This is a genomic window from Demequina sp. (assembly GCF_049841215.1).
Taxonomy (GTDB): Bacteria; Actinomycetota; Actinomycetes; order Actinomycetales; family Demequinaceae; genus Demequina.
On the sequence record NZ_JASGEO010000003.1, the window covers coordinates 19,898 to 45,289 of the forward strand.

General features: G+C 66.9%; 23 protein-coding genes. 12 read left to right on the forward strand and 11 right to left on the reverse strand.

Features of this window, described 5'->3' with window-relative positions; genetic code table 11:
- Window positions 1-102: 102 nt before the first annotated feature.
- The 3 genes from hpf to secA are packed head-to-tail and all read left to right on the forward strand — an operon-like array spanning window position 103 to window position 4,521.
- Window positions 103-765 (forward strand): ribosome hibernation-promoting factor, HPF/YfiA family, encoded by a 663-nt coding sequence (gene hpf, locus QM618_RS00595; RefSeq protein WP_428093340.1) that lies wholly within the window; start codon window positions 103-105, stop codon window positions 763-765.
- A gap of 23 nt (window positions 766-788) precedes the next feature.
- Entirely contained in the window at window positions 789-1,679 is an 891-nt protein-coding gene (locus QM618_RS00600; protein WP_428093343.1) for a DMT family transporter, read from the forward strand.
- 37 nt (window positions 1,680-1,716) lie between these two features.
- A complete protein-coding gene (gene secA, locus QM618_RS00605) occupies window positions 1,717-4,521 on the forward strand; it encodes a preprotein translocase subunit SecA (protein ID WP_428093346.1) in 2,805 nt (934 codons plus the stop codon).
- Here secA and QM618_RS00610 read toward each other — a convergent pair.
- Together QM618_RS00610 and QM618_RS00615 are read right to left on the reverse strand one after the other, a co-directional pair.
- Window positions 4,518-4,928 (reverse strand): Rv3235 family protein, encoded by a 411-nt coding sequence (locus QM618_RS00610; protein WP_428093349.1) that lies wholly within the window; start codon window positions 4,926-4,928, stop codon window positions 4,518-4,520. The genes secA and QM618_RS00610 overlap by 4 nt on opposite strands.
- Window positions 4,925-5,662: a LysM peptidoglycan-binding domain-containing protein gene (locus QM618_RS00615; protein WP_428093352.1), complete on the reverse strand. Its 738-nt coding sequence runs from the start codon at window positions 5,660-5,662 to the stop codon at window positions 4,925-4,927. The genes QM618_RS00610 and QM618_RS00615 overlap by 4 nt, the downstream gene beginning before the upstream one ends.
- A 122-nt stretch (window positions 5,663-5,784) precedes the next feature.
- Here QM618_RS00615 and QM618_RS00620 point away from each other — a divergent pair, with 122 nt between their 5' ends.
- Window positions 5,785-6,285 (forward strand): hypothetical protein, encoded by a 501-nt coding sequence (locus QM618_RS00620; protein WP_428093355.1) that lies wholly within the window; start codon window positions 5,785-5,787, stop codon window positions 6,283-6,285.
- Window positions 6,286-6,297: 12 nt separating this feature from the next.
- Here the strand turns inward: QM618_RS00620 and QM618_RS00625 are convergent, their stop codons facing one another.
- Window positions 6,298-6,522: a helix-turn-helix domain-containing protein gene (locus QM618_RS00625; RefSeq protein ID WP_428093358.1), complete on the reverse strand. Its 225-nt coding sequence runs from the start codon at window positions 6,520-6,522 to the stop codon at window positions 6,298-6,300.
- 103 nt (window positions 6,523-6,625) lie between these two features.
- On the opposite strand from QM618_RS00625, the gene QM618_RS00630 reads away from it, so the two are divergent.
- The 3 genes from QM618_RS00630 to QM618_RS00640 are packed head-to-tail and all read left to right on the forward strand — an operon-like array spanning window position 6,626 to window position 8,925.
- Complete coding sequence (locus QM618_RS00630; RefSeq protein WP_428093361.1) at window positions 6,626-7,243, forward strand: SAF domain-containing protein; 618 nt, start codon at window positions 6,626-6,628, stop codon at window positions 7,241-7,243.
- Between the two features lie 19 nt (window positions 7,244-7,262).
- Window positions 7,263-8,483, forward strand: coding sequence for a hypothetical protein (locus tag QM618_RS00635; RefSeq protein WP_428093364.1), 1,221 nt, complete (start codon window positions 7,263-7,265; stop codon window positions 8,481-8,483).
- Between the two features lie 4 nt (window positions 8,484-8,487).
- Window positions 8,488-8,925, forward strand: a complete 438-nt coding sequence (locus QM618_RS00640; RefSeq protein ID WP_428093367.1) for a DUF6912 family protein — start codon at window positions 8,488-8,490, stop codon at window positions 8,923-8,925.
- Between the two features lie 6 nt (window positions 8,926-8,931).
- Here QM618_RS00640 and QM618_RS00645 read toward each other — a convergent pair whose 3' ends face one another.
- The 4 genes from QM618_RS00645 to QM618_RS00660 all read right to left on the reverse strand — a co-directional run bounded on the left by QM618_RS00645 (window position 8,932) and on the right by QM618_RS00660 (window position 12,766).
- Entirely contained in the window at window positions 8,932-9,732 is an 801-nt protein-coding gene (locus tag QM618_RS00645; RefSeq protein WP_428093372.1) for an inositol monophosphatase family protein, read from the reverse strand.
- A gap of 69 nt (window positions 9,733-9,801) precedes the next feature.
- Window positions 9,802-10,884, reverse strand: a complete 1,083-nt coding sequence (gene rsgA, locus QM618_RS00650; protein ID WP_428093375.1) for a ribosome small subunit-dependent GTPase A — start codon at window positions 10,882-10,884, stop codon at window positions 9,802-9,804.
- Window positions 10,881-12,248: a 3-phosphoshikimate 1-carboxyvinyltransferase gene (aroA, locus tag QM618_RS00655; RefSeq protein WP_428093378.1), complete on the reverse strand. Its 1,368-nt coding sequence runs from the start codon at window positions 12,246-12,248 to the stop codon at window positions 10,881-10,883. Before aroA ends, rsgA begins: the two co-directional genes overlap by 4 nt.
- Window positions 12,245-12,766: a hypothetical protein gene (locus QM618_RS00660; protein WP_428093381.1), complete on the reverse strand. Its 522-nt coding sequence runs from the start codon at window positions 12,764-12,766 to the stop codon at window positions 12,245-12,247. The genes aroA and QM618_RS00660 overlap by 4 nt, the downstream gene beginning before the upstream one ends.
- Window positions 12,767-12,869: 103 nt before the next feature.
- On the opposite strand from QM618_RS00660, the gene QM618_RS00665 reads away from it, so the two are divergent.
- Entirely contained in the window at window positions 12,870-13,529 is a 660-nt protein-coding gene (locus tag QM618_RS00665; protein ID WP_428093384.1) for a sigma-70 family RNA polymerase sigma factor, read from the forward strand.
- Window positions 13,516-13,755 carry a mycothiol system anti-sigma-R factor gene (rsrA, locus tag QM618_RS00670; protein WP_428093387.1) on the forward strand — a complete coding sequence of 80 codons (240 nt, stop codon included), beginning with the start codon at window positions 13,516-13,518 and terminating at the stop codon, window positions 13,753-13,755. The genes QM618_RS00665 and rsrA overlap by 14 nt, the downstream gene beginning before the upstream one ends.
- Before the next feature lie 323 nt (window positions 13,756-14,078).
- Here rsrA and QM618_RS00675 read toward each other — a convergent pair whose 3' ends face one another.
- Window positions 14,079-14,153 carry a 50S ribosomal protein bL37 gene (locus QM618_RS00675; protein WP_428093473.1) on the reverse strand — a complete coding sequence of 25 codons (75 nt, stop codon included), beginning with the start codon at window positions 14,151-14,153 and terminating at the stop codon, window positions 14,079-14,081.
- Window positions 14,154-14,311: 158 nt separating this feature from the next.
- Here QM618_RS00675 and QM618_RS00680 point away from each other — a divergent pair, with 158 nt between their 5' ends.
- Window positions 14,312-15,397, forward strand: a complete 1,086-nt coding sequence (locus QM618_RS00680; protein WP_428093390.1) for a type IV pilus twitching motility protein PilT — start codon at window positions 14,312-14,314, stop codon at window positions 15,395-15,397.
- Here QM618_RS00680 and QM618_RS00685 read toward each other — a convergent pair.
- The 3 genes from QM618_RS00685 to QM618_RS00695 all read right to left on the reverse strand — a co-directional run bounded on the left by QM618_RS00685 (window position 15,394) and on the right by QM618_RS00695 (window position 22,854).
- Window positions 15,394-18,267: a beta strand repeat-containing protein gene (locus QM618_RS00685; RefSeq protein ID WP_428093393.1), complete on the reverse strand. Its 2,874-nt coding sequence runs from the start codon at window positions 18,265-18,267 to the stop codon at window positions 15,394-15,396. The genes QM618_RS00680 and QM618_RS00685 overlap by 4 nt on opposite strands.
- A gap of 364 nt (window positions 18,268-18,631) precedes the next feature.
- Window positions 18,632-19,228, reverse strand: coding sequence for a GDSL-type esterase/lipase family protein (locus QM618_RS00690; protein WP_428093396.1), 597 nt, complete (start codon window positions 19,226-19,228; stop codon window positions 18,632-18,634).
- Window positions 19,225-22,854, reverse strand: coding sequence for a multifunctional oxoglutarate decarboxylase/oxoglutarate dehydrogenase thiamine pyrophosphate-binding subunit/dihydrolipoyllysine-residue succinyltransferase subunit (locus QM618_RS00695; RefSeq protein ID WP_428093399.1), 3,630 nt, complete (start codon window positions 22,852-22,854; stop codon window positions 19,225-19,227). The genes QM618_RS00690 and QM618_RS00695 overlap by 4 nt, the downstream gene beginning before the upstream one ends.
- Window positions 22,855-23,029: 175 nt before the next feature.
- On the opposite strand from QM618_RS00695, the gene QM618_RS00700 reads away from it, so the two are divergent.
- Entirely contained in the window at window positions 23,030-24,319 is a 1,290-nt protein-coding gene (locus QM618_RS00700; protein WP_428093402.1) for a hemolysin family protein, read from the forward strand.
- Window positions 24,316-25,335, forward strand: a complete 1,020-nt coding sequence (locus QM618_RS00705; RefSeq protein ID WP_428093406.1) for a hemolysin family protein — start codon at window positions 24,316-24,318, stop codon at window positions 25,333-25,335. The genes QM618_RS00700 and QM618_RS00705 overlap by 4 nt, the downstream gene beginning before the upstream one ends.
- Window positions 25,336-25,392: the final 57 nt, after the last annotated feature.

Below are 25,392 nucleotides of genomic sequence, written 5' to 3' on the forward strand. Positions count from 1 at the left end.
ATGCCGGGGAGGTGATGCTGAAGGCGCGCTGAACGCGCCGCAATCACCAACGCCGGGTCCACGCGGCCCGGTTCCCCTAACGAGCGTTGAAGGAGCATCGCCATGGACATCGCAATTGTCGGACGGCACACCAAGGTCTCGGAGCCACTGCGCACCCGCATTGAGGAGCGCATGGAGAAGATCACAGAGCTTGCACCGCGCGCCACGCGCGCAGAGGTGCATGTGTGCCACGAGCGCAGCCCGCGGGTAGCGAACGAGAAGGAGCGCGTGGAGATCACGCTGCACGGCCGCGGAGTAGTTCGCGCCGAGGCCTCCTCTACCGATCGCGAGGCGGCGTTCGACACGGCGTATGCGAAGCTCACCGCGCAGTTGCGGAAGATGCACGAACGCAAGGTTCACCGACACCAGGGGAAGCAGGGCCTGCGCGCGGTGCCAACCCCAGCGTCGGGCGTGCCGATTGTTACCGGGGACGCGCAAGCGAGCGACGCCGTGGAGAACGTGGAGCGTTGGGAGGGCGCGCCGGAGGGGGCCACGCGCGAGGTGCCCATTGACGGCACTCCCATCGTGATTCGCTCCAAGACGCACGAGGCCGCGCCCATGACGGTTCCCGACGCGATTGACCAGATGGAGCTCGTTGGACACGACTTCTTCCTGTTCCACGACGTTGAGAGCGACCTGCCATCCGCGGTGTACCGGCGTCGCGGCTGGACGTACGGCGTGATTCACCTCGCCGCCGAGGGTGAGCAGTCTAGGGAGACCGCATAAGTACCGTCGGCGCATCCTCAGGGATGCGCACTCGCGACTTTCTCTTCGCCGTCGCCGCCGCCTGTCTTTGGGGCGGCGGCGGTGTTGTGGGCGTGCTCTTTGGCGAGCGCGAGCACCTCGAACCCGTAGGTATCGCCACGTGGCGCATGGCGCTCGCGGGCCTATCGCTGCTGCTCGTGGTGCTGTTCATTCGCGGGGCGGGGCCGCGCTCGTGGACCAGGCCCATGTGGGTGCGCATGCTCGTCACGGGCGCGCTCACGGCGGGGTTCGAGTACGCGTTCTTCACGTCCGTGACCCTGGCGTCCGTTGGGCTTGCCACGCTCATTGGGATCGGCTCGGCGCCCGTGGTGGTGGCGGGGTACGACGCTGTGGTGACCCGGTCGCGCCCGCCAGCGCGGTCGGTGGTTGCTTTGGGGCTATCGCTTTCTGGGCTACTGCTGCTCGTTGGCGGGAGCATCGGGCAGGGGTCTTCGATGATCGCGGGCTCTCTCGTGGCCCTTGTGTCTGGCGTGACGTTCGCGGCGATCACCATTGTCAATCGCACGCCCGTGCCACGGCTGCATCCGGTGGCGCTCACAGGAGGTGCGTTCACGTCTGGTGCGATCATGCTCTTGCCTTTCGCGATCATGGCTCACACGGGCATGCCCGACGACGTGGCTGGGTGGGCATTGGCGGTGGCACTTGGGGTGGGGATTACCGGGCTGGCGTATGTGCTCTTCCTCACCGCTTTGCAGACCGTGCCGCCGTTTGTGGCCACGATAGTCACGCTGTTGGAGCCGCTGCTTGGCGCGATTCTGGGGGCTATCGTGTTCGGCGAGCGACTAGGCGTGCTCGGTGTGATCGGTGGCGCGCTCATGGGAACGGCGATTCTGCTGTTGCGCCCACAGCGTGACGAACCAGAGACCATCCACTGACCGCCTACGATGGTTCCCGACCCAAGGAGGAGTACCAGTGGCTGTCATCGACCGCATCATCCGCATCGGCGAGGGGCGAGAGCGTCGCCGTCTCGAGAAGGTCGTCGCCCTGACCAACTCCCTCGAGGACGTCTACCGCGACTTCAGCGATGAGGAACTGCGCGCGCTCACGGACGAGTTCAAGCAGCGCCACGCGGACGGTGAGAGCCTCGAGTCCTTGATGCCGGAGGCGTTCGCCGCGGTGCGCGAGGCGTCTGCACGCACCCTTGGCCTTCGACACTTCGACGTGCAGATCATGGGTGGTGCGGCGCTGCACTTCGGCAACATCGCGGAGATGAAGACCGGTGAGGGCAAGACCCTCGTCGCCACGTTGCCCGCGTACCTCAACGCGCTCAGCGGCAAGGGCGTGCACGTCGTCACGGTGAACGACTACCTGGCCTCGTACCAGTCCGAGCTCATGGGCCGCGTGTTCCGCTTCCTTGGGATGGAGACCGGCTGCATCCTCGTTGGCCAGAACCCCGCCCAGCGTCGCGAGCAGTACGCCGCGGACATCACGTACGGCACCAACAATGAGTTTGGCTTTGACCACCTGCGCGACAACATGGCGATGGAGCCGGAGCAGCTGGTGCACCGCGACTACAACTTCGCGATCGTTGACGAGGTGGACTCGATCCTCATCGACGAGGCCCGCACGCCGCTCATCATTTCCGGCCCCGCCTCTGGTGACAACAACCGCTGGTACGTCGAGTTCGCTCGCCTCGTCGACGGTATGAAGGTGGACGAGGACTACGAGGTTGAGGAGAAGAAGCGCGCCGTTGGTGTGCTCGAGCCCGGCATCGAGAAGGTGGAGAAGGCGCTCAACATCGAGAACCTCTACGACCCCGCCAACACGCCGCTCATCGGCTTCCTGAACAACGCCATCAAGGCAAAGGAGCTCTTCAAGCGCGACAAGGACTACGTGGTGCAGGGCGGCGAAGTGGACATCGTCGACGAGCACACGGGACGCCTGCTCAAGGGCCGCCGGTACTCCGAAGGCCTGCACCAGGCCATCGAGGCGAAGGAAGGCGTGGCAATCCGCGCCGAGAACCAGACCTACGCCTCGATCACGCTGCAGAACTACTTCCGCCTCTACGACAAGCTGGCCGGCATGACCGGTACGGCGCAGACCGAGGCCGCGGAGCTCAACGGCACCTATGGGCTTGGGGTCATCCCGATCCCCACGAACAAGCCCATGATCCGTGAGGACCAGCCCGACCTGTTGTACAAGACGGAGGCCGCCAAGTACGACGCCGTCATCGAGGACATCCTCGAGCGCAACCAGAAGGGGCAGCCGGTGCTCGTTGGCACCGTGTCCGTCGAGAAGTCCGAGCGGTTGTCGAAGGAACTGCGCAAGCGCGGCATCCGCCACAACGTCCTCAACGCCAAGCAGCACGCGCAAGAGGCCACCGTGGTGGCCGACGCTGGGCGCAAGGGAGCGGTGACGGTCGCCACCAACATGGCTGGCCGTGGAACCGACATCATGCTTGGTGGTAACCCCGAGTTCCGCGCGGTGGCAGAGATGCAGGCGCGTGGCCTTGATCCGCACGAGAACCCGGAAGAGTACGAGAAGGTTTGGGACTCGGTGTTCGAGGCGGCCCAGGAGGCCGTGAAGGCCGAACACGACGAGGTGCTCGCCGCCGGCGGCCTGTACGTGCTTGGCACCGAGCGCCACGAGTCTCGCCGTATCGACAACCAGCTCCGCGGCCGCTCGGGCCGTCAGGGCGACCCCGGCGAGTCCCGCTTCTACCTGTCGCTCGAGGATGACCTCATGCGCATGTTCCAGTCCGGACTTGCCGCGTCGGTCATGAACTCCTCTGCGCTCCCCGATGACCTGCCGATCGAGTCGAAGGTGCTCACGCGCGGAGTGCGCAGCGCCCAGGCGCAGATCGAGGGCCGCAACCACGAGATCCGCAAGAACATCCTCAAGTACGACGACGTGATGTCCGATCAGCGCCTCGTCATCTTCGCCGAGCGCCGCCGCGTGCTCGACGGCGAGGAGATGCGTGACCAGGTGGTCCAGTTCGTCGACGACGTGGTGTCCTCCTACGTGCGCGCGGCAACGCTGGCGGGCTCCCCGGATGACTGGGACCTCGACGCCCTGTGGAAGGACCTCCGCACCATCTACCCCGTGTCCCTCACGGTGGACGAGATCATCGCGGAGGCAGGCGGCCTCTCTGGTGTCTCGCAGCAGTTCCTCATCCGCGAACTCACCGCAGACGCGCGAGTGCAGTACGAGGCCGTGGAGCAGCGCATCGATCCCGAGATCATGCGCCAAGTGGAGCGCCAGGTGCTGCTGCAGGTGCTGGACTCCAAGTGGCGCGAGCACCTCTACGAGATGGACTACCTCAAGGAGGGCATTGGCCTGCGCGCGATGGGCCAGCGCGACCCCCTCACGGAGTACCAGCGCGAGGGCTACCAGCTGTTTGAGGCGATGACCGACTCCATCAAGGAGCAGTCCGTACAGGTGCTGTTCCGGGTGGAGAAGCGTCTTGTTCCCGCCGACGGCGAAGAGGCGCCGGCTGCTCCCGCTGGCGCCGCGGGCCCCGCCCAGCGCGTGCCCGCCGCGAGCGGTGCCACGTCAACCGGTGGTGGCGGCGGCATGACCATGAACATGGGCGCGCTGACCTATTCGGGGCCGTCCGAGGACGGCTCCGGTCAGGCGGCCACCAAGAAGACGCCCGCGAAGAAGGCCGCCCCTGAGGCCGACGGCGGCACCTTCCCCGGTACGCCTAAGAACGCACCGTGCCCATGTGGATCCGGCAAGAAGTACAAGATGTGCCACGGCAAGAACGAGGCCGCCTAGACAATCTCGATCACGGTCGCGAGCCAGCGACCGTGGATGTCCTCGAGCCGCATCGCGATCGCGAGCGCTCTGCCGCGCACGAGCGCGACGATGCTCACCTCCGCCGCGCGGTGCGAGACCCTGCATACCCGCGCGCGCTCGATGCGTGCGGTGGCGCCCCGGTGTCCGGCCCTGCGCGAGAGGCTGCACTGCGCAGCGAGCGAGTCGCGCACATCCTGCGCCACCCACGGCGTCAGCGTCGTGAGGCCTTCCCCACCCATTGCCACCTCCGCCGCTGTCTTCGCGACCGTGCACGCGAGCGCGGTGGGATCGCCAAGCTGCTCGCGCTTCACCCCGTAGCGCGGTACTTGCTGACCGCCGGGTATTGCCCTCAGACCGCCCGACGCTACCGCGGCTTCCGCGCTCATGCCGCCACCTCCTTGGGGATGGTGAGCTGCTGGCCGGGCAGGATGAGGCCGGGATCGTCGCCGATGGTGGAGCGATTGGCCTGGTAGATGAGCGGCCAGGCATCTGCGATGGCGGCGTTGCTCGCATCAGGTCCCAGCAGCTCGGCGGTGATGCGCCACAGGGAATCGCCGCGCTCCACGGTGTGGGATCCGGCGCTCAGGCGTTCTGCATGCGACCCGTCTGAGTGCTGCGCTGGCGGCGTCGATTGCTCCGGCTCCTCGTCGATCGGACCCGCGAACGACTCGTCGTGGAGCTCCACAACGGGCTCCTCGGTGACCACGGGAGAAGGTGAGGGCGACGGCGCGGGTGCGGTGGCCGTCGGGCTGGGGGACGCGGAGGCAACCGGTACCGCTGGCGCCCAACCCGGATATGACTCTTCCGCGGTGGCCGGTGCCGCCATGCCAGCCAGCACTGCGGCCGCCACCGAGCCCACGAGGAACCGACGCAGGGGAGCAGGGAGCGCGCCCAGGGCGCGGGGACGCCAGCCAAGCGTGGATTCGGCAAGTGCCGCGAGCGCGAGCACTGCGAGCCCAAGGCACGCGGCGGCGCCGGTAAGCGTGACGGCCGCGACCACCACGCCGTCGAGCGTGACGGCGGCCGCTTGCGTGGCCCCAAGAGTCGCGAGCCACCACCCGGCGCCGCCGCTTGCGCCGGCAAGGGCAGTGGCCCTCAGTGGATTGACCGGAACAGCCATTGTCAGACCCCCTTAATAGCGTTTGACCTACTTTGATGAAAGAAGGTCTACATGAAGATAGTTAGGTTGTCCAGCGCTAGAGGGGGATTCTGTGGAGGAACGCCTGCCGCTACGGTTGGCGCATGCGGTGGCACAGGCTCTTCGACGATCTCGAGGCGCAAGTGACGCGCGCCGAGAGGGAAGAGTTCGAAGACGAGGTCCGCGAGCGGGCCCACGGAGAGCGGGCCGCGGTCACCTTGGGGGCCGTGCTAGCTGCGAGCGAAGGCGCGAGGGCGCGCGTCACGCTGCGCGATGGCGCCGTGCTGGCCGGTACGGTCGTTGACTGCGCCGCGCAGTGGCTGCACCTGGGCGATGGTCCGCGCGAGTGGCTCGTCCCTGCGAGCGCGATCTCCACGATCGAGGGCCCAGCGCCCGCAGCTCCGGAGCCAGGGGTCATTGCAAGCCGACTCACGCTGGGGCACGCCTTGCGCGCGCTCGCGGAGGATGGGGGCGATGTGGTGGTGAACGCCTCAGGCACTCAGGCGCGCGGGCGCATCACCGCGGTGGGCGCGGACTATCTGGTGCTCGGTGACGCACACGTCATCCCGTACGGCGCGGTGCTTTCAGTAGCCCCGGCCCCATGACCGGGTGAGGGGCTACGAGGAGGCGTGTTCGCCGTCGGGCAGGGAAAAACGCTCCCTGGTGGCGACGTATTGGCGCTGAATGTAGGCCTCAAGTTCGGTGGCCTCAATGCGCCACTGGTTGCGCCCGCCAATCTGAATAGCAGGCAAATCGCCGTTGCGAACCAGCGAGTACGCCTGCACCTGAGAGATGTTGAGCGCCTCTTGGACGTCGGGGAGGGTGAGGAATCGCTTGGCCACGTCCCCATTCTGGCACGCGCCACTGACAGGGCGCAGTTATCCACAGCGGTAGCGCTCGCGGCGCTCTCGCGGCATGATGGGCGCAACCTCAAGGGGGTGGGTGATGGCAGCGTCGACCGACGCCGTGGTTGGCAGGGTGAAGCGGCCCTCGTGGCGAGACCCGCGATTGCTGGTGGGGCTCGCGCTGATCGCGATTGCCGTGGCGGCCGTGGTGGCGATCGTGCAGCGCGCCGACACCACGCAGCCGTTCTACGCCGCCGCGCACGACCTCGCGCCTGGGACGGTGCTCACTGACGACGACCTTGTGGTGGTGCACGTTCGGGTGTCCTCTGGCGAGTACGTGCCGCAGTCCGACGGCGTGGCCGGCAAGGTTCTCGACCGCGCCGTTGGCGAGGGGGAGTTGGTTCCCGCGTCGGCTTTAGTGAGCGCCGACGGCTTTGGCGCGCGGGCTATCGCGGTGGAGAGTTCTCTGCCGCTCGCCGACGGCGTTGGGGTGGGTTCCCGGGTGGACGTGTGGGTGACGACCCCGGGTGACGCAGGGCCGACGTCTGTGCTTGTTGGGTCCGACCTCGCCGTGACGGACGTGCGGGAGGCGAAGGCGTCTCTTGGGTCCGATGGCGGGCAGACCGTGTATGTAGCGGTGCCCCTCGCGGACGTGGCGGATGTGCTCAACGCCGTGTCGTCTGATGGCGATATCGCGATAGTCGCGGCGGGGAGCTGAGCGTGGCGGGAGCGCGGCCGTGACGGGCGTTGTCATCGCGGTCTCATCGCAAGCGGAGGACGCGATCGCTGCGGCCATCGCGGCGCATCCGGATCTGACTCTGGTGCGCAGGTGCGCCGACCTCGCGGAGGCGCTCGCGGCTGCTTCCGCAGGGGTCGCTGGGGTGGCGGTGGTGTCGCCGCAGCGGCACCTCGACCGGGTGACCTTGGGCGAGTTGGCGCACATGCGGGTGCGCGTGGTGGGGGTTGCGGGGGACGATCGCGAAGAGCGTGCGCTTATGGCGCTGGGGCTGAACGTGGTGCGCGCCGATGACCCCGCGGGAGTGGCCGAGGCGGCGGCAACCGCGCGGAATGCCGTGGTGGTGGAGACGCCTGATCCGGAGCCAGTTGTGGCCACCGGACGGATGGTTGCTGTGTGGGGGCCAACGGGAGCTCCGGGACGCACGTCGGTGGCGGTGAACCTCGCGGCTGCCGTTGCGCGGGAGCGATCGGCATTACTCGTGGACCTCGACACGTACGGCGCGGCGGTGGCGCAGACGCTCGCCATCCACGACGACGCGCCTGGTATTGCTGCCGTTGCTCGCGCGGCTGCGCAAGGCGAGGCCGATGCCGCGACGGTGCGGAGGCACTCTCACATGGTTCACGAGAACCTCGCGGTGCTCACGGGACTTCCGCGGCCCGGTCGCTGGGCCGAGATCCCCGCGGCAGCCCTCGAGGCCGCCTGGCCCGCCATGCGGGCCGCCGCGGCGGTGACGGTCATCGACTGTGGCTTTGGGCTAGCGGGGGCGGAATCCGCCTCAAGGAGAGACGCAGCAACGATTGCTGCGCTCGCGGAGGCGGACGTGGTGGTGGCGGTTGGTACAGCGGAGCCGGTGGGGATGCAGCGCCTCGTGGATGCGCTCGGCGATGTGCGTGACGCGGTCCCTGGGGTGCGCGAGAAGACCATCGTGGCGGTGAACAGGGTGCGGCGCTCGGTCGCGGGCCCAAATCCGGAGCGCCAGGTAGCGGATGCGCTCGCCCGCTACGCGGGCGTTGGTCAGGCCTGGATGATCCCGTGGGACCCGCGCACCGCCGACCTCGCGGCGCTGCGCGGCGCAACCTGGCGTGAAGTGGCGCCTAGGGGAGCAGCCAGCCACGCCGTCGGGCGGCTTGGTGAGGCGCTGCTCGTGGCCCTTGATGAGCGTGACCTTGGCGACACTCCGGCGCGGTCGAGCGAGGCAGAGCCCGCGCTGACAGACTGAAGGCATGCGAGTTTTTGTGCCGGGGGTTGTCGCGGACATCGCGCACTACACGTCTGGCCATTGGGAGCCCGAGCGCGGCTACGCGGTGACCGAGCGGCTCATGGACATCAGCGCATATGACGACCCCGATGAGCTTGCCGAGCAGGCGCGGGATGCGGCGGCCGAGGACTCAATCGTGGAGCTGGGATCGCCGTTGCGGCTGGTGGTGGCGATCGATGTGTCTCGCGCCGATGTCGCGGCCGTGCCGGATGCGCACCCTGCGGCGGTGACGGTCTCTGGGCGCGTGATGCCCGACTCGATCGCGTGTGTCTTCTTGGATGAGGCTGAAGCGGCGGATGACGCGCGCGCGGCGGCCGGGGGTGACGAGGACGCGCTCGAGCGGCTCGAGGAGCGAGACCTGCTCTGGTACGACGTCAGCGAGCTCGATCGCTTGCCGGTCTAGTCGCTGCTAGACGTCCGCCGTGCCAATGATCTCGAGCGCGGCCTCGTGCAGGATCCCGTTGCTCGCGATCGCGTCAACGCCCCACGGACCCGGCGCTCCCGTGAGCGAGGTGAACACCCCGCCGGCCTCTTCGATAATCGGCACCAGCGCCGCCATGTCGTAGAGCGCGAGCTCGGGCTCGGTCGCCACCTCCACCAGGCCCTCGGCCACCATCATGTAACTCAGAAAGTCACCAAAGCCCCTGGTACGCCACATGCGGCGGGTGAGTTCGAGGAAGTCGGGAAGTAACCCACGCTCCTCCCAACCCGAGAGCGAAGAATAGGAAAGCGTAGCGTCGGACAGCGGTTGGCGAGCCGAGACGTGGATGCGCTCCGCGCGGCGAAGCGAGAAGCCCTTCCACGCGCCGTCGCCCTTCGCGGCGAACCAGCGCATGCCAAGCGCGGGCGCGCTGACCACGCCCACGGCGGGCGCGCGGTCGTCGTAGAGCGCGATGAGGGTGGCCCACACCGGGATGTCGCGGATGTAGTTCTTGGTGCCGTCAACGGGATCGATGATCCACTGCCGCGCCGAGCCGCCCTTGGAGCCGTATTCCTCGCCATAGACCGCGTCGGTGCGGCGCTCCTCATCGAGGAGGGTGCGCACGATCCGCTCGGCCTCGCGATCCACCGCGGTGACCGGGGTCTCGTCGTCCTTGAGTTCCACGGTGAGGTCCTCGCCCTGGAAGCTCTTGAGCGTGTACTTGTCCACCGCGTCGGCGATGCGCATGGCGAGTTTGAGATCGTCCGCGTAGGGGCCGGTTGGTTGCATGGTTCCAGGGTAGTGCGGCCCGACGCTGTGGCTGGCTAAGGCAGGAGCCTCGCCGTGGACGGAGAAGGGTCAGTAGGTCTCGCCCGCGGCTCGCGAGGCGAGCAGGCGGCGGATCGAGTCGATGCGCGCGTGGCGGTCGGGATCGTCGGAGGCCCAGACGTCGAGCTCGCAGCCCAACTCCGCGGACTCATGCGAGCACCCGCGCGGGCACAACTCATCTGCGGCTGCGGCCACGTCGGGGAAGGCCAAGATGAAGTGCGCCGGGTCCACATGCGCGAGCCCAAACGACCGCACACCAGGGGTGTCGATGATCCACCCGCCGCCAGGCAACTCGAGCATGACGGAAGAGGTAGACGTGTGTCGCCCCCGGCCCGTCACGTCGTTCACTCGCCCAACGGCCCTGTCCGCGTCCGGCACCAAAGCGTTCACGAGAGTCGACTTGCCAACCCCGGAGGGTCCAACAAACACCGTCGTCTCATCGGCAACAGCCGAGCGCAAGAGTGCAACGCCCGCATCGGCACCCGGCCCTCCGGAGCGCCTGACCGAGGTCTCGATCACCACCACCCCCAACGGCTCATACATGGCGCGCAACGCATTCGCAGAAGCCAGATCCGCCTTGGTGAGCACCAGCAGCGCGCGCATGCCACCGTCGAACCCGGCGACGAGGCACCGATCGATGACCCGCGGGTTCGGCTCGGGATCGGCAACCGCCGCAAAGATCGCCAGCTGGCCGGCGTTGGCCACCACCACGCGCTCGGCGATGTCGGTGTCATCCGCCGTGCGCCGCAGCGCCGTCACGCGCTCCTCGCGGCGCACGATCCGCGCTAGCGTGTCCGGCGCCCCCGAGACGTCGCCCACGAGCCCCACCCAGTCGCCAACAACGAGCCCTCGCCGCCCCAACTCGCGCGCCTTGACGGCCATCACTACGGCGTCGGACGCGCCGACAGCGCCGGCCGAGCCGCTCGTCATGCCCGCCACGCCCGCGTCGGCCGCGCCGCCCGTCACGCGAACGGTGTATCGCCCACGGTCCACCGCGATGACCACACCAGCCACCGCGTCCGCGTGGGTGGGCCGCACCTTGGAGCGCGGGCGGGATCCCCGGCCGGGACGCACCTTCGCGTCGGACTCGTCGTAGCGGCTCCAGTCCGTCACTCGGGTGCGGTCTCCGAGAGCATCGTCGCCCACATCGCGGGGAAGTTCGGCATGGTCTTTGACGTGGTCGCGATGTCACGCACCTGCAACCCAGGGATAGCAAGCCCAAGGATTGCCGCAAAGGTCGCCATCCGGTGATCGTGATAGGTCTCCATCACCGCCGGCCGCAAGCCCTCAGCAGGCATACCGCCAAACTCCAGCCAATCCTCACCCTCGTCGCACACGCCACCAAGACGCTCTACCTCGGCCGCGATCGCCGCAAGACGGTCCGTCTCATGTCCGCGCAAGTGCCCAATGCCCGTCAGCTTCGACGGCCCAGAGGCCAGCGCGCACAGTGCCGCAATGGTGGGCGTGATCTCGCCCGCGGCGCCCAAATCCGCCTCAATACCAGCGATAGCGCCAGTTCCCGTTACCGTCAGCACATCACCCTCAAGCGACACGGAAGCCCCCATCCGCTCCAGGATCTCGGGGAAGAGCGCCCCAGGCTGCGTGGTCGCGGACGGCCACCCAGGAATCGACACCGAACCGCCCGCCACCAGGGCAGCGGCGAGGAACGGGCCGGCATTCGAGAGGTCGGGCTCCACGCGAACCGAGCCCACGTGCAGCGCACCGGGGTGCACAATCCACGTGCGCTCGTCCGGCTGATCCACCCGCACCCCGGCGTCCCGCAGCGTCGCCACCGTCATGTCGATGTGCGGAAGCGACGGCAACGTCTCCCCGGTATGCCGAATCTCAAGCCCATGCGGCAGCCGCGCCGCCACCATCAGCAGCCCCGTCACAAACTGCGACGACCCCGACGAATCGAGCGACACCGAGCTGATCACCGGAGGCGCCACGTCCGGCAAAGCAGTGAAGATTTCGCCCGACGCTGTGCTCGCCTCTGGCACGGGCGTCACTGTGAACGGCAGGGTTCCGGTCCCGCCGTCATCCACGGTGGCACCGATGTCGCGGAGGGCGCCAAGCAGCGGCCCCATGGGCCGCACGCGAGCGCCCTCGTCCCCGTCGAAGGAGACCGGCCCGTCCGCGAGCAGAACGAGCGGCGGCACAAAGCGCATCACCGTGCCGGCGAGCCCGCAGTCGATGCGGCCGCCACCTTCGAGCGGGCCGGGCGTGACCACCCACGCGTCGGGGTCCGCGGTGGACACCCCAATGCCGAGCGCGTCGAGAGCGCCAATCATGAGGGAGGAATCGCGAGAGGCAAGGGCGCCGCGAATGGTGACGGGGCCGTCGGCCAGTGCGGCAAGTACAAGGAACCGGTTGGTCAAAGACTTAGAGCCGGGAACCGAGACGGTGGCTGCCAGGGGGCCGGTGGCGGGCGGCGCGTTCCAGATTTCGCCCGGTGCCGTGCCGGGCGCGGCCGTCACCTGAAGTACTTCTTCAGTTGGGCTGACGCGGTCTTCTGAGCCTTCTCCACCTTGGCGTGGTGGGCGGCCTTGTGCGCCTGGTGAGCTTTGTCCTTCTTGGCCTTGGCGTGCTTCTTGTGGCGCGCAGAGTGGCCCGCCGTGGACGCGATGAGCACGCCTCCGATGAGCGCCACGCCCTTGAGGAACTGCTCAAGACCCTCGCGACGCTTCGCCGGGTCCGTTTCCTTCCAGAAGGGATAGTCGACGGACACGGTGCCGGCCGACAGTGCGGCAAGTACCAGGGCGGACGTGCGAGGCGTGCGGGACAGCGCGAGCGACGCGGCCGCTCCCGTGGTGGCGATCGCGTGCGCCTTCACTACGTCCGTGGCGCTGAGGTCCGGGACACCAAGATCGGTGAGCGCGGGCTCGAGGTCCGGTGCAACCTTCGCCGCGCGCCCTTCGGGAGCGAGGTAGTTCGTCACGCCCTCGTAGATGAACCACGATGCCAAGAGGGGCCTAGCCAGATGCCGGAAAACCATAGCCCCAGGCTATCAAGCGATGCGCGCGGTGGTGAGGGGGCCGTCGGGCAGGAGCGAACGCAACACAATACTTAGCCGGAATGCCCCGCGAAGGGAAAGTGTTATGCCCACCATGACGCTCACGCTCGAACGAAACCCGGGGGTACCCTCTGAGGTGATGACTACCGAGCAACTCACCTTCGAAACCGAAGCGTTGTCCTACATGGACCAGCTTTACGCCGCGGCCCTGCGCATGACGCGCAACCCCGCCGACGCCGAAGACCTGGTTCAAGAGACGTACGCCAAGGCCTTCGCGGCCCAAGACCAGTTCCAGATGGGCACAAACCTGAAGGCGTGGCTGTATCGCATTCAGACCAACGCCTTCATCAACACGTATCGCAAGAAGCAGCGCGAGCCCAAGCGCTCCGACGCCGAACAGGTGGAGGATTGGCAGCTGGCCGCCGCCGCGGAGCACACCAGTTCCGGCCTTGCGAGTGCCGAGGATGCGGCGCTTGACGCACTTGGCGATGACGACATCAAGCGAGCCCTCATGGAACTGTCTGAGGACTTCCGCATGGCGGTGTACCTCAGCGACGTCGAGGGATTCGCGTACAAGGAAATCGCGCAGATCATGGACACCCCGGTTGGCACGGTGATGTCCCGCCTGCACCGCGGGCGAAAGCTGCTGCGCGACAAGCTGAAGGACTACGCGGCGGAGCGTGGTCTCTATGAGAAGGGCGCCGGCGAGTGCTCAACTGGGGAGCAGTGCAATGGCAAAGCATGAATGTGAAGAGGCGCTGGACCGCCTCTTCGAGTACATCGACGGAGAGCTGACGCCCTCAGAGTTGGAGCATGTGGCGGAGCACCTCAAGGAGTGCCCACCCTGCGAGGCCGAACACAAGCTCAACGAGAAGATCAAGACGCGTGTTTCCGCCACCGGCGGCGAGTGCGCCCCAGAGACGCTCAAGCTCAAGGTCCTTGAGACCCTTCGCACCGCCCGCGAGGGCTAAGAGTTCCACCTGGCAGCCCAGCCCGGCAGCCCACCCGGCAGCCCACCCCGGCAGCCCCCGAATCACCCCTCCACACACGGTGAACACCCCTCCACACAAGATCCGCGATGGTGTCCGGTTTGACCCGGTTTGAGAGCCTTAATCACCCGATTGACAAGAGAGTTGTGTGGAGAGGCGTTGCGCGTGTGTGGAGAGGTGACCCGTAAACCCGCCGCCGTCATGCTGCGCGAAGCCGCAGCACACAGCAAAGCCCGCTTCCCGGGTGATCTCTCACAACAGTGAGATCTCACCGCACGGGATGCGGGCTTACCGGTGACGCTGGCTTAGGCGTTGGGACGCTTGCCGTGGTTGGCGCCGGACTTTGCACGCGACTTGCGCTTGCGGCCCTTCTTGCTCACGGGGATCCCCTTTCTTGTGACGCTGAATCATGCCCTGTGGACATGTGAAGACCATCAATCATCCCACACGCGCCGGATTAGTCACACCGGCTTTGTGCGGGACAAGGCGGCCCGTACCCTTCCTCAAGAGACATAGCGGACATGCCGATGGAGGAACCGTGAGCGATCAGCCGGCTTCTGTGATCCCGTTCCTGCACGCCCTGGCTTCCACGGGCGGCTCCGACCTGCACTGCAAGGTGGGCTCTCCGCCGCGTGTGCGCGTCAACGGCCGCCTGCGCAAGCTGCAGGTGCCGCCGCTGCGCCCGGAGGACACCCGCAACATGGTTGCCCAGGTGCTCCCCGAAGATCTCGTGGCGAACTTCCGCGACACCCACGAGGCCGACTTCGCCTTCTCGTTGAGCGGCGTTGGCCGCTTCCGCGTCAACGCCTACGTGGCGCGCGGCACGGACTGCCTGGTGTTCCGTCGCGTTGCCGTTGGCGCCCAGAGTTTCGAGGAGCTTGGCGTACCCGGTGTTATCGCTGACCTTGCGCTCGAGCCGCGCGGCCTGGTGCTGGTCACCGGCCCCACCGGTTCCGGAAAGACCACCACGCTTGCCGCGATGATCGACCTCATCAACACATACCGCGAGGTCAACATCATCACGATCGAGGACCCCATCGAGGTGCTCCACGCGGACAAGAAGGCGATCATCTCGCAGCGCGAGATTCGCTCTGACACTCTCGACTTCACCAACGCGCTCCGTGCCGCGATGCGTCAGGACCCTGACGTCATCATGGTGGGTGAGATGCGTGACATCGAGACGGTGCGCGCCGCGCTCACCGCCGCCGAGACCGGCCACCTGGTGCTCGCGACGCTCCACACCGTGGACGCACAGGACACGATCAACCGCATCGTCGACTTCTTCACTCCGCACGAGCAGGGCCAGGTGCGCGCCACGCTCTCGCAGACGCTCCGCGGCATCGTGTCGCAGCGCCTCGTGCGCAAGTCCGACGGCACGGGCCGCACCCTCGTCGCCGAGGTCATGGTCAACACGGGCCGCACGCAAGAGGCGATCGTCGACCCCGCGAGCCAGCCGCCCATCACGGACCTCATCGCCGAGGGCGAGTACTACAAGATGCAGACGTTCGACCAGCACTTGTTCCAGCTGGTCCGCGACGAGGAAGTCACGTTCGACGATGCCCTCGCGATCGCCTCGCGTCCGCACGACCTCTCGGTGGCGCTGCGCACCTCAGGCGTCGTCTAGCGCTCGCGGGTAAGCCTGGCCCGTCGCGGCGTCCCCGCCGCGAGCAGCGCAGCGCCCAAAACCGTCAGTGCGAAGGCGGCAGCCAGTTGCTGTGAGATCGGCGCTCCCGTCCCGGCGAGCTCCCCGTCACCGCCACCGTCGCCACCGTCACCTCCGCCGCTCGGATCGCAACCCTGCGGATAGAGCACCTGCGTGGCGCGAACCTCGTAGATCCACGCACCACCACCGTCGTAGTCATCGGTGGGCACTCGCGCGAAGCACGGCGACCCCCAGTCGTTGTCTCCCCGCGCATCGACTGCGGCATTGCCGTTCGTGAAGGTGCCGCTCGCATCCGCGTCCAGCCCGGTCTCGGCGTCGTCAACCGTGACGATTGCGGTGGAGTTTTGCGGAAACACATTGCGGGAGACCTCGACGGTGGAGCGGAGCGCACGCATCGCGGCGGGGTCGTCGGGTGCGTTGGCGCTTCCCACATCGACGTCGCTCACGCTTCCCACCCCGATGAAGGGTCCATCTCCAGAGAAGTCGTTGTCCAGCACGGCGATGGCATCGCTCGATGCCGACTGCGTATCCAGGTTGAACCACGTAGGCGTGATCCAGATCGCCGAGGCCGCCGAGGGCGGAGGGTCCTCTCCGTCAATGAATGCCGCCGCAAAGGCCACCGACTCGATATCGGGAGGCGGCAGGATTTCCCACGGTGGCTCGTCAGGCGGATCGCCGAGCGGGGGCAGAGCGCCCAGCTCGAGGGCAAGGTCGAGGCCGCTCGGATCGTGCGTGTAGTCGATGACGTTTTTGGACACGTTGACGTCATGAGCGGGGGCCGCGTACAGAACGAAGGTATGTGTGCCGGTGACCGTATTGCCGGTGAAGTCGAATCCGAACGCTCCCAACGGCAAGTAGACGCCGGCAAAGTTGTCGACGAAGCGGTTGTTTCGGAACGCGATGTCGCTCGAGACCTGCCTGTGGTCAATGGCATCTAGCGACGACGGGTTGATAGTGAGGTTCGCTATCCCGGCGTTGTCGTGGAAGTACGAGTCTTGGAGCGTGTAGCCCGTAATCGACTCTGCATACGTGCCGTACCAAGTGGCTCCGGAGACATCGAGCCCGGTCGCGACGGCGTCGTACGACATGTCCAGGTAGAGGCCAGTGGAGCCACCGACGGTGGTTAGGTCGTCCACGGTCATGCCGTCGGTGTAGTAGAACCGAACCGCGTTGGTGCCGGAACTTTGGTTGCCGGTGCCGTTGTGCCCGGTGACTGTCGCCCCCGAGAGCGTGAAGTCCGCATCCTCGTGCCCGGCGATGCCTTCTCCATAGGCGTCGACCACCACGTCCTGGACCGTGGTCCCCTGGGTGTTGGCCGTGTAGATGCCGATCCCTACGTCCTCAATCTGCGCATCGGTGATGAGGTGGCCCGCTAGAGGAGTTCCACTGAGCCGCACCCACGTGCCCGTGATGCCCTGTCCCACGTCGCTGATCACCGCGCCATCGATCACGGCACCCTGCGCCCGTGAGGTCGTGATGCCGATCTTGGAATCCGAGCGCCCAGCGCCCGTGATGTGGGGGTCTGTCACCACGGGCCCAACCGTGCCGCCGAGTTCTATCGCCGACGTTGCCGCGCCCGCAGGAACCGTGAACTCGCCCCTGACAATTCGCAACCCGGTCGACGTGTTCGCGGGTGCGACGACAATGCCCTTCCGCGGCCCGTCCGAGACGAGGTCCGTGATCGTGGCACCGGTTGCGTTGAGCACGTTGACGCCTGTGGTCGCTACCACGCCAAGCCTCTGCTGGCCCCTAACGGTGGTTCCGCTCACAGTGGGCGCGGCCGCCGCACCAAGCGTGATGGCATTGCTGACGGCAGCTATGTCGCCACCGACCACAGCGATCCCGCTGGCCGTGCTCGCATTGGTCACGCCGATGCCGGTGGCGAATCCGGAAGCCACCACATCGGTGACCGTCACATTGCTCGCGTTGTTGATGTTCACCCCCACAGCGGCGGCGTTGTTGGTGGGCACCTCGCACGTCAGTTCCGTGCCCGTCACCCTCGCGCCCGTGGTGGCAGCCAGGTTGATGGCGTTGCCGGTTGCGGTGATGGAACCGCGCAGGATGGTGGGTCCAGCGTTGGCGTTGGTGAGAGTCCCCGTGCTGATGCCAGCAAGCACACCCGAGATCTCTGTGTCGGTGATCGATGCGCCGCTACCTCCGCCATAGTCAATGCCCATGGTCCCCGAGCCGCCCGGCCCGGTGAGTTCGCTGCTTGAGACGCTCGCACCGGAAGAGCTGCCAAGCGCGATCCCCTTGGCCAGAAAGTCGATGGTCACGCCGCTGATCTGAGGCCCCGCACCGGTGTTGCCCGCGGCCACGGCAATCCCCGTGGACATCTTCGTTATCAGCGAGTCCGAGACCTGGGCGGCGGCCGACGACGCCAGATTGACGCCGATGAGATTGGCCCCGGTGCGGTTGTCGGGATTCGCTATCTGCAGATCGGTGAGCACGGCGCTCGACGCTGTGGTCACCGTGATGACCGATTGCTGGTTTGCGCTTGGGCTGAGCACGATTCCACTCGTGGTCAACGACGTTCCCGAGAGCGTCACTCGACCAAAGATCTGTGTTGTGCTGGCCGCAGTGAGCGTCACCGCCTTGGGCACCGTGAGAATGCTCGTGAACTGATACGCGCCGGGCGTGACGTGCACGGTGCCACCAGCGGGGGCATTCGTCAGCGCTTGCTGCAAGGTGATCTTGGTGCCTGGCTCGGGCTCTCCGATCCATGCGATGAGCGCACTGTCCGATACCGGAGCGGCGTCGAGGCCCACTAGACCTGCCTCGTCGATAGGGGCCGCCAGCAGCGACACTGGAGCCTCAAGATCCGCAGCCACTTCTGGCGGCTCAGGTGAAACTGAAGGTAACGCCGAAGGGGATGCTGCAGGCGATGGATCGGGCGTGGGCGTCACTCGGGCGACGGACTCCGCGGCTGTTGGTGGCGAAGCAGACGGGGAGGGCGACGGTGTTGGCGTCGCCGATGGGCTGACCGACGCGCTCGGATCGGCGGGGTCCTGCTCGGCGGCTAGCGCGGGCGCGGTAAGAAGTGCGCCGGTCGCGATCACGGCCCAGACTGTCGCGATCGTGCGCCGTCGGCGCATTGCACGTGTCCCCCCGGACGGCAACATGGATCCTCCCCCTGTAGCCCGTTCATTTGAGGCTACTCCCCGTAGCGGGCGCACGCTAGGGGGAACTCGAAAGCTAGACCGCCGGGGCTTCGATCCCCAGCCAGTCGTGCCACGCGGAGTTCAGCACCAGCCACGCCATGAGCCCGTATCCGGCCTGCAGCGGCAACGATCCGTCACCCAGAGTCATGTCATGCAGCCACTGCTCGTGGCGCGCAAGCGGCCCGTACATGTCCACGTAGGGCGCGCCCCTGCGCGAGGCTGCGTCATCGCACAGCGCGGCAAGCTCGGCGATCGCCTGGTTCTCATCTCCGCTCGTTGGCGGCGGCCCCACCACAAGTGCGGAGAAGCCAAGCGCCTGCGCGCGGTCAAGCGCGTTCGCCAGGTTGAGCCGCGTCATCGTGGGGCTCACCCCCCGCCGCAGGTCCGCCCGTCCCACCGCGAACACCACGTAGCGAGAGCTGCCGTCGTCTGACGCCAAGCGCCGCAGCGCCTCGTCGTCCCACCGCGCCGTCATCTCCCCGGTGGTCTCGCCGGGAACGGCGAGCGTGTGGAAGCGGCAATCGGGCGCCACGGCGAGCGTGCGCGCCGCAACGCGCCCCGCCCACCCCAGCGCCTTGGGGTCGCCGTGCCCGGCCACCAGCTCGTCGCCCACCAGGAAGATGTTTCTCATCGGTCAAACGCCTTTGCAACGAGTTCGGCCTGTTCGGCGGCGTGTCGGGAGGAAAGGCCCGACGCTGTGGAGGCAGAGCGCGGACGTGACACTACCGAGATGACGTGGGAAATTTCCTGCGGCAGCGTGGTAGTGATGTGGCCCCAGAACCCCTGGTTGAGGGGCTCTTCTTGGACCCAGTAGAGGTCCGCGTTGGGGTAGCGGCCCACTTCTGCGCGCAGGGCGTCTCCGTCGAGCGGGTAGAGCTGCTCTAGCCGCACCACGGCAGTGGCGGTGTCGCCGCGCTTCTCACGCTCGGCCACGAGGTCGTAGTAGACCTTGCCGGCACATAGCAGCACGCGGTCAACACCGGCGGGGTCGATGGGATCGGGAATCACGGGAAGGAAGGTGCCCGTGGTGAAGTCCTCGACGGAGCTCTGAGCGGCACGCAGGCGCAGCATCGACTTGGGGGTGAAGACGATGAGCGGACGCCGCGGGCGGTCATAGGCCTGGCGCCGCAGCAGGTGGAAGTACGAGGCGGGCGTGGTGGGCGCTGCCGCGATCATGTTGTCCTCGGCGCACAACTGCAAGAAGCGTTCGATGCGCGCCGACGAGTGGTCTGGGCCCTGGCCCTCGTAGCCGTGGGGGAGTAGCAGCACCACCGAGGAGGACTGGCCCCACTTCTGCTCCGCAGAGGAGATGAACTCGTCGATGATGGTTTGCGCGCCGTTGACGAAGTCGCCAAATTGCGCCTCCCACAGCACCAACGCGTCGGGGCGCTCCACGGAGTACCCGTACTCGAATCCGAGGCACGCGTACTCGCTCAGAGGGGAGTCGAAGATGTGCAGCCGTGCCTGGTCGGAGGCCAAGTACAGCAGGGGCGTCCATTCGGAGCCGGTGTTGCGGTCGTGGAACACCGCGTGACGCTGCACGAAGGTGCCGCGCCGGGTGTCCTGCCCGGCGATGCGCACCGGCACGCCCTCTTGGAGCAGCGAGCCGAACGCCAGGATTTCGCCGTAGCCCCAGTCGATGCCGCCCTCGCGGCTCATCTCCTCGCGACGCTCCAAGAGCTTCTCGAGCTTGGGGTGCACCGCGAAGCCCTCTGGCGGGCGCACATGCGCCCGCCCAATGCGCTCAACCTGCGCCGCGGAAACGGCAGTCTTCCAACCCACCATGACCCCAGCGTCGGACGACTGCGAAGCAGGAAGCTCAAGACCGCGGATGTTTTCCGCGTCCCCACCTGGCTTGTAGCCCTCTCGTGTCTCGAGGAACACGCGCTCCAGCTGGGCGAGGTAGTCGCGAGACACCGCCTCAGCCTCGTCCGTGGTGATGTCGCCGCGGCGAATCAGGGCCTCGGTGTAGAGGTGACGCACGGAGCGCTTGGCCTCGATGAGGTCGTACATGCGCGGCTGCGTCATCGAGGGGTCGTCGCCCTCGTTGTGGCCGCGGCGGCGGTAGCAGACCATGTCGATGATGACGTCACGCCCAAAGGCCTCGCGGTACTCGAAGGCCAACCGGGCGGCGCGCACGCACGCCTCGGGGTCATCGCCATTCACGTGGAACACGGGGATCTGGTAGCCCTTGGCAACGTCGGTGCTGTACCGCGTGGAGCGGGACGACTCGGGTCCGGTGGTGAATCCCACCTGGTTGTTGATGATGACGTGGACGGTGCCGCCTACCTTGTAGCCCTTGAGCAGGGCCATGTTGAGCGTCTCCATCACGATGCCCTGGCCCGCGAAGGCCGCGTCCCCGTGGATGAGGATGGGCAGGATGGGGTAGCCGTCGGTGGCGGGGTCGGCGCCAAGCACGTCGAGCTTGGCGCGCACGATGCCCTCAAGCACGGGGTTGACGGCCTCGAGGTGGGACGGGTTCGCGGCCAGATACACGGACGTCGTAGCCCCGGATTCGGCCGTGAACACGCCTTCCGTGCCCAGGTGGTACTTGACGTCTCCGGAGCCCTGCACCGAGCCGGGCACCGCGGTGCCGTCAAACTCGGAGAAGATCTGCGAGTACTTCTTGCCTGCGAGGTTCGCGAGCACGTTGAGGCGCCCGCGGTGCGCCATGCCGATGCACACCTCTTGGATACCGGACTCGGCCGCGGAGGACATCACGGCATCGAGCAGCGGGATCAGCGACTCTCCACCCTCGAGCGAGAACCGCTTCTGGCCCACGTACTTGGTCTGCAGGAACGCCTCGAACGCCTCTGCGGCGTTAAGCCGGTGCAGGATTCGCAAGTGCTCTTCACGAGCGATCTTGGTGTAGCCGTATTCAAGCCGCTCCTGGAACCATGCGCGCTGCGTGCGGTCCGCGATGTGCATGTACTCAAGGCCGATGGTGCGGCAATACGCGTCACGCAGGCGCGACAGCACCTCGCGCATCTTCATGCGCTCCTTGCCGCCAAACCCAGGGGTGGGGTAGACGCGGTCAAGGTCCCACAGCGTCAGGCCGTGCGTCTGCACGTCAAGGTCGGGGTGCTTGCGCGGCCGCGAGGACAGCGGGTCCACGTCAGCCATGAGGTGCCCGCGAGAGCGGTACGCGTGGATGAGTTCGGCGATGAGTGCTGGCTTGAGAGTCTCCGCCTCAAGCGAGGTGGCGGAATCCTGCACCCACCGCACCGGCTCGTACGGCACGCGCAGCGCCAGGCACACGCGGTCGTAGAAGCCGTCAAGCCCAAGGAGCTTCTTGTGCACCAGCCCAAGGAACTCGCCGGACTGCGCGCCCTGAATCACCCGGTGGTCATACGTGGACGTCAGCGACATCACCTTAGAGATGCCAAGACGAGTGATCGTTTCGTCAGAAGACCCCTGGTATTCCGCGGGGTAGTCCATGGATCCCACGCCGATGATGGCGCCCTGACCGGTCATCAGTCGCGGCACCGAATACACGGTTCCCAACGTTCCCGGGTTAGTCAGCGTGATGGTGGTGCCTTGGAAGTCCACCGCCTGCAGCGCGCCGGTACGCGCGCGCTTGATGAGGTCGTCGTACGCCGCCCAGAACTGCGCAAAGTCCATCTGGTCTGCGCCCTTGATATTGGGCACCAGCAGTTGCCGGGAGCCGTCGTCCTTGGCGAGGTCGATCGCGAGCCCAAAGTTCACGTGCTCGGGAGTGAACACGGCGGGCTTGCCGTCCTCGAGCGCGTAGGCCACGTTCATCGCGGGGAACTCGGCGAGCGCCTCGACGATCGCGAACCCAATGAGGTGCGTGAACGAGACCTTGCCGCCGCGCGTGCGCGCCAAGTGGTTGTTGATGACCACGCGGTTGTCCATGATGAGCTTGGCGGGCACGGTGCGCACGGACGTCGCCGTTGGCACCTCGAGGCTCGCCTCCATGTTCTGCACCACGCGCGCCGCGGGGCCGCGCAGTCGCGAGACGCCCTCTTCCACGTCCTTGGCGCTCCGCGCGTGCGAATCGTCTCGCTGCAGGTACGACGCTGTGGGCGCCTGCGCGGTGGCGATGGGTTGGGTTTGGGCCACCTCGGGTTCAGGGCCCGACGGCGCGGCCGGCTCGGGCGCTGCTGCCGGCTCCGGCGAGGTCGAAACGGGAGCCTCAATAGCGTCGGGCCTGCCGCCGCCAAGGACAAGCGAGGCAACCGAGGGCGCTCCTGGCGCGCGAGTAATAGCTGTGCGGTCTGTGGTGTCTGGGGACACGGGCTATGCGGTCACTTTCTACGCGCGAGCGCGGCAATGGGCTTCTCTATCATCCAGCCTAAACGGCTGGCGACACCCCAACGTCACCGGGTTTGGCGAAATCGTTACCCTGGGCGCGAGAACCGCGGCCAGGTATAGTGGCTCCACCCATGGACGACCATAGACGGGCCCACCCGTGACCCCCTGGCTGCTCATCGGTGCTGGCGTGCTTCTGACGCTTGGCACCGCGGTATTCGTTGCGGCGGAATTCTCGCTCGTTGCGCTTGATCCCTCCCACGTTGATGGCAAGCGTTCCGGCCGCGTGAAGCGCGCGCTCGCGACGCTGTCGACGCAATTGTCGGCGGCTCAAGTGGGCATCACGCTTACGACGATTCTGCTCGGCTACACCGCTCAACCGGCGATCACCGAGTTGCTGCGCATCCCGCTTGATGACTCGTCGCTGAGCCGCGCGGCAGTTGGCGCCATTGCGGGCACCGTCTCGCTCATCGTGGTGAACGCGTTCTCGATGATCATTGGCGAGTTGGTGCCCAAGAATCTTGCGCTCGCGGAGCCCATGCGGACGGCCAGAGTTGCCGCGCCGCTGATCATGGCGTTCACCACGGCGCTTGGGCCGCTGATCCGCGGGCTTAACTCTGCTGCGAACGCGATCCTGCGGGCCATGGGCATTGAGCCCAAGGAGGAACTCAGCGGCGGCCGTTCGCCGCAAGAGCTCGCCACGTTGGTGCGCCGCAGCGCCGAGGCGGGCACACTCGATGCGGATACGGCGAGATTGCTGACCAACACCATCGACCTTGACTCTCTGAGCGCGGTGGACGTGATGACGGACCGCACGCGGGTTGTCATGCTGCCGGCCAGCGCTAAGGCGAGCGACGTGCTTGCGGCGGCCCGAGCGTCGGGCCATTCGCGGTTTCCCGTCACCGGCGACGGCCCTGACGACGTGCTTGGCATCGTCACGCTCGCCGGCGCCATTGGAGTGCCCGTTGCGGGCAGGGACGAGGCGCCCGTCACCGAGATCATGGCCGCCACACCGCGCGTGCCAGAGACTATCGGGTTGCGGCCGCTCCTTGTTGAGTTGCGTGGGCTTGCGCTGCAGTGCGCGATCGTCGTGGACGAATACGGCGGCACGGCAGGGCTGGTGACGCTCGAGGACCTGGTGGAGGAGTTGGTTGGCGACGTCTCCGACGAGCACGACCGCCGCCGCCCTCCCATGCACAAAGCTCCTGGTGGCGCCTGGATTGCGCAGGGCGATTTGCGGCCCGACGAGGTGGTTGAGTATTCGGGAATCGAGATTCCGGAGTCGCCCGCCTACGAGACGATCGGTGGCTTTGTGATGGCTCGCCTTGGCCGTGTCGCGGCAGTTGGCGACGTGGTGGAGGCCGACGGCGTTCGCGTCACCGTGGAGCGCATGGAGGGGAGGCGCATCGACAGGGTGCGTCTGGTGCGCGCCGAGGGCGGTGAGTCATGAGCTTTGGGCTAGTGCTCGGCGTCATCGCGCTGCTGCTCGTCAACGCGTTCTTTGTGGGCGCTGAGTTTGCGATCATCTCCGCTCGCCGTTCCTCTATTGAGCCGCGCGCTCTCGCGGGGTCCCGTGCGGCCAAGACGGTGCTGTGGGCGATGGAGCATGTGTCGCTCATGCTCGCGTGCGCCCAATTGGGCATCACCGTGTGCTCGGTGTCGCTTGGTGTGGTTGCCGAGCCGGCGATCGCGCACGCGCTGGAGCCGGTGTTCCATAACCTTGGTCTTCCGGAGTCTGCGTCTCATGTGGTGGCGCTGCTGATTGCGCTTGGCATCATCGTGTCGCTGCACGTGATCGTTGGCGAGATGGTGCCCAAGAACGCTGCCGTGTCCAACCCGGATCGTGCAGCGATGCTCTTTGGGCCGCCGCTTGTGGTGGTGGCGCGCGTGCTCAAGCCCATCATTGTGGCGCTCAACTGGATCGCGAACTGCATCGTCAGGGCGCTGGGAGTAGAGCCGCGCGATGAGGTGGCAAGCGCCTTCACCGCCGATGAGGTGCAGTCGATCGTGTTGCGCTCGTCCGAGGAGGGCACCATCGACGACACCTCGGGCCTGCTGACTGGTGCCATCGAGTTCTCCGAGCACAACGCGCAAGACGTCATGGTGCCGCTCGCCAAGGTGGTGAGCGCCCCAGCGGGCGTCACGGTGGAGGGGCTTGAGGACCTCGCCGTTCAGACGGGCTTCTCTCGCTTCCCCGTGGCGAACGAGGACGGCTTCGTAGGTTACCTCCACATCAAGGACACGCTCTTCGCGCGTCCCACGGAGCGGGAAGAGCCCATCCACGCATGGCGGGTGCGGGACCTTCCTGTGGTGGGCGCCACAGATGAGGTGGAGGACGTGCTGGTGCTCATGCGCAACTCGGGCGCCCACATTGCGTTGGTAGTGGGAGCCGACGGCCCAACGGGCCTGGTATTCCTGGAAGACATCCTCGAGGAGCTAGTTGGCGAAGTGAGCGGCACACTTTAGGGCCGTGTGAGATGTGCGACATCTGAGGTTTACTCGCCTGGCACGAATCGTAACCAT

What these genes read in the sequence shown, in the direction of transcription:
- QM618_RS00615 (WP_428093352.1), bottom strand. Translation starts at nt 5,662, where the DNA reads ATGGCTGTTCCGGTCAATCCACTGAGGGCCACTGCCCTTGCCGGCGCA.
- QM618_RS00620 (WP_428093355.1), top strand. Translation starts at nt 5,785, where the DNA reads ATGCGGTGGCACAGGCTCTTCGACGATCTCGAGGCGCAAGTGACGCGC.
- QM618_RS00660 (WP_428093381.1), bottom strand. Translation starts at nt 12,766, where the DNA reads ATGGTTTTCCGGCATCTGGCTAGGCCCCTCTTGGCATCGTGGTTCATC.
- QM618_RS00600 (WP_428093343.1), top strand. Translation starts at nt 789, where the DNA reads ATGCGCACTCGCGACTTTCTCTTCGCCGTCGCCGCCGCCTGTCTTTGG.
- QM618_RS00630 (WP_428093361.1), top strand. Translation starts at nt 6,626, where the DNA reads ATGGCAGCGTCGACCGACGCCGTGGTTGGCAGGGTGAAGCGGCCCTCG.
- QM618_RS00645 (WP_428093372.1), bottom strand. Translation starts at nt 9,732, where the DNA reads ATGCAACCAACCGGCCCCTACGCGGACGATCTCAAACTCGCCATGCGC.
- QM618_RS00640 (WP_428093367.1), top strand. Translation starts at nt 8,488, where the DNA reads ATGCGAGTTTTTGTGCCGGGGGTTGTCGCGGACATCGCGCACTACACG.
- QM618_RS00690 (WP_428093396.1), bottom strand. Translation starts at nt 19,228, where the DNA reads ATGAGAAACATCTTCCTGGTGGGCGACGAGCTGGTGGCCGGGCACGGC.
- QM618_RS00705 (WP_428093406.1), top strand. Translation starts at nt 24,316, where the DNA reads ATGAGCTTTGGGCTAGTGCTCGGCGTCATCGCGCTGCTGCTCGTCAAC.
- rsrA (WP_428093387.1), top strand. Translation starts at nt 13,516, where the DNA reads ATGGCAAAGCATGAATGTGAAGAGGCGCTGGACCGCCTCTTCGAGTAC.
- hpf (WP_428093340.1), top strand. Translation starts at nt 103, where the DNA reads ATGGACATCGCAATTGTCGGACGGCACACCAAGGTCTCGGAGCCACTG.
- QM618_RS00610 (WP_428093349.1), bottom strand. Translation starts at nt 4,928, where the DNA reads ATGAGCGCGGAAGCCGCGGTAGCGTCGGGCGGTCTGAGGGCAATACCC.
- QM618_RS00665 (WP_428093384.1), top strand. Translation starts at nt 12,870, where the DNA reads ATGCCCACCATGACGCTCACGCTCGAACGAAACCCGGGGGTACCCTCT.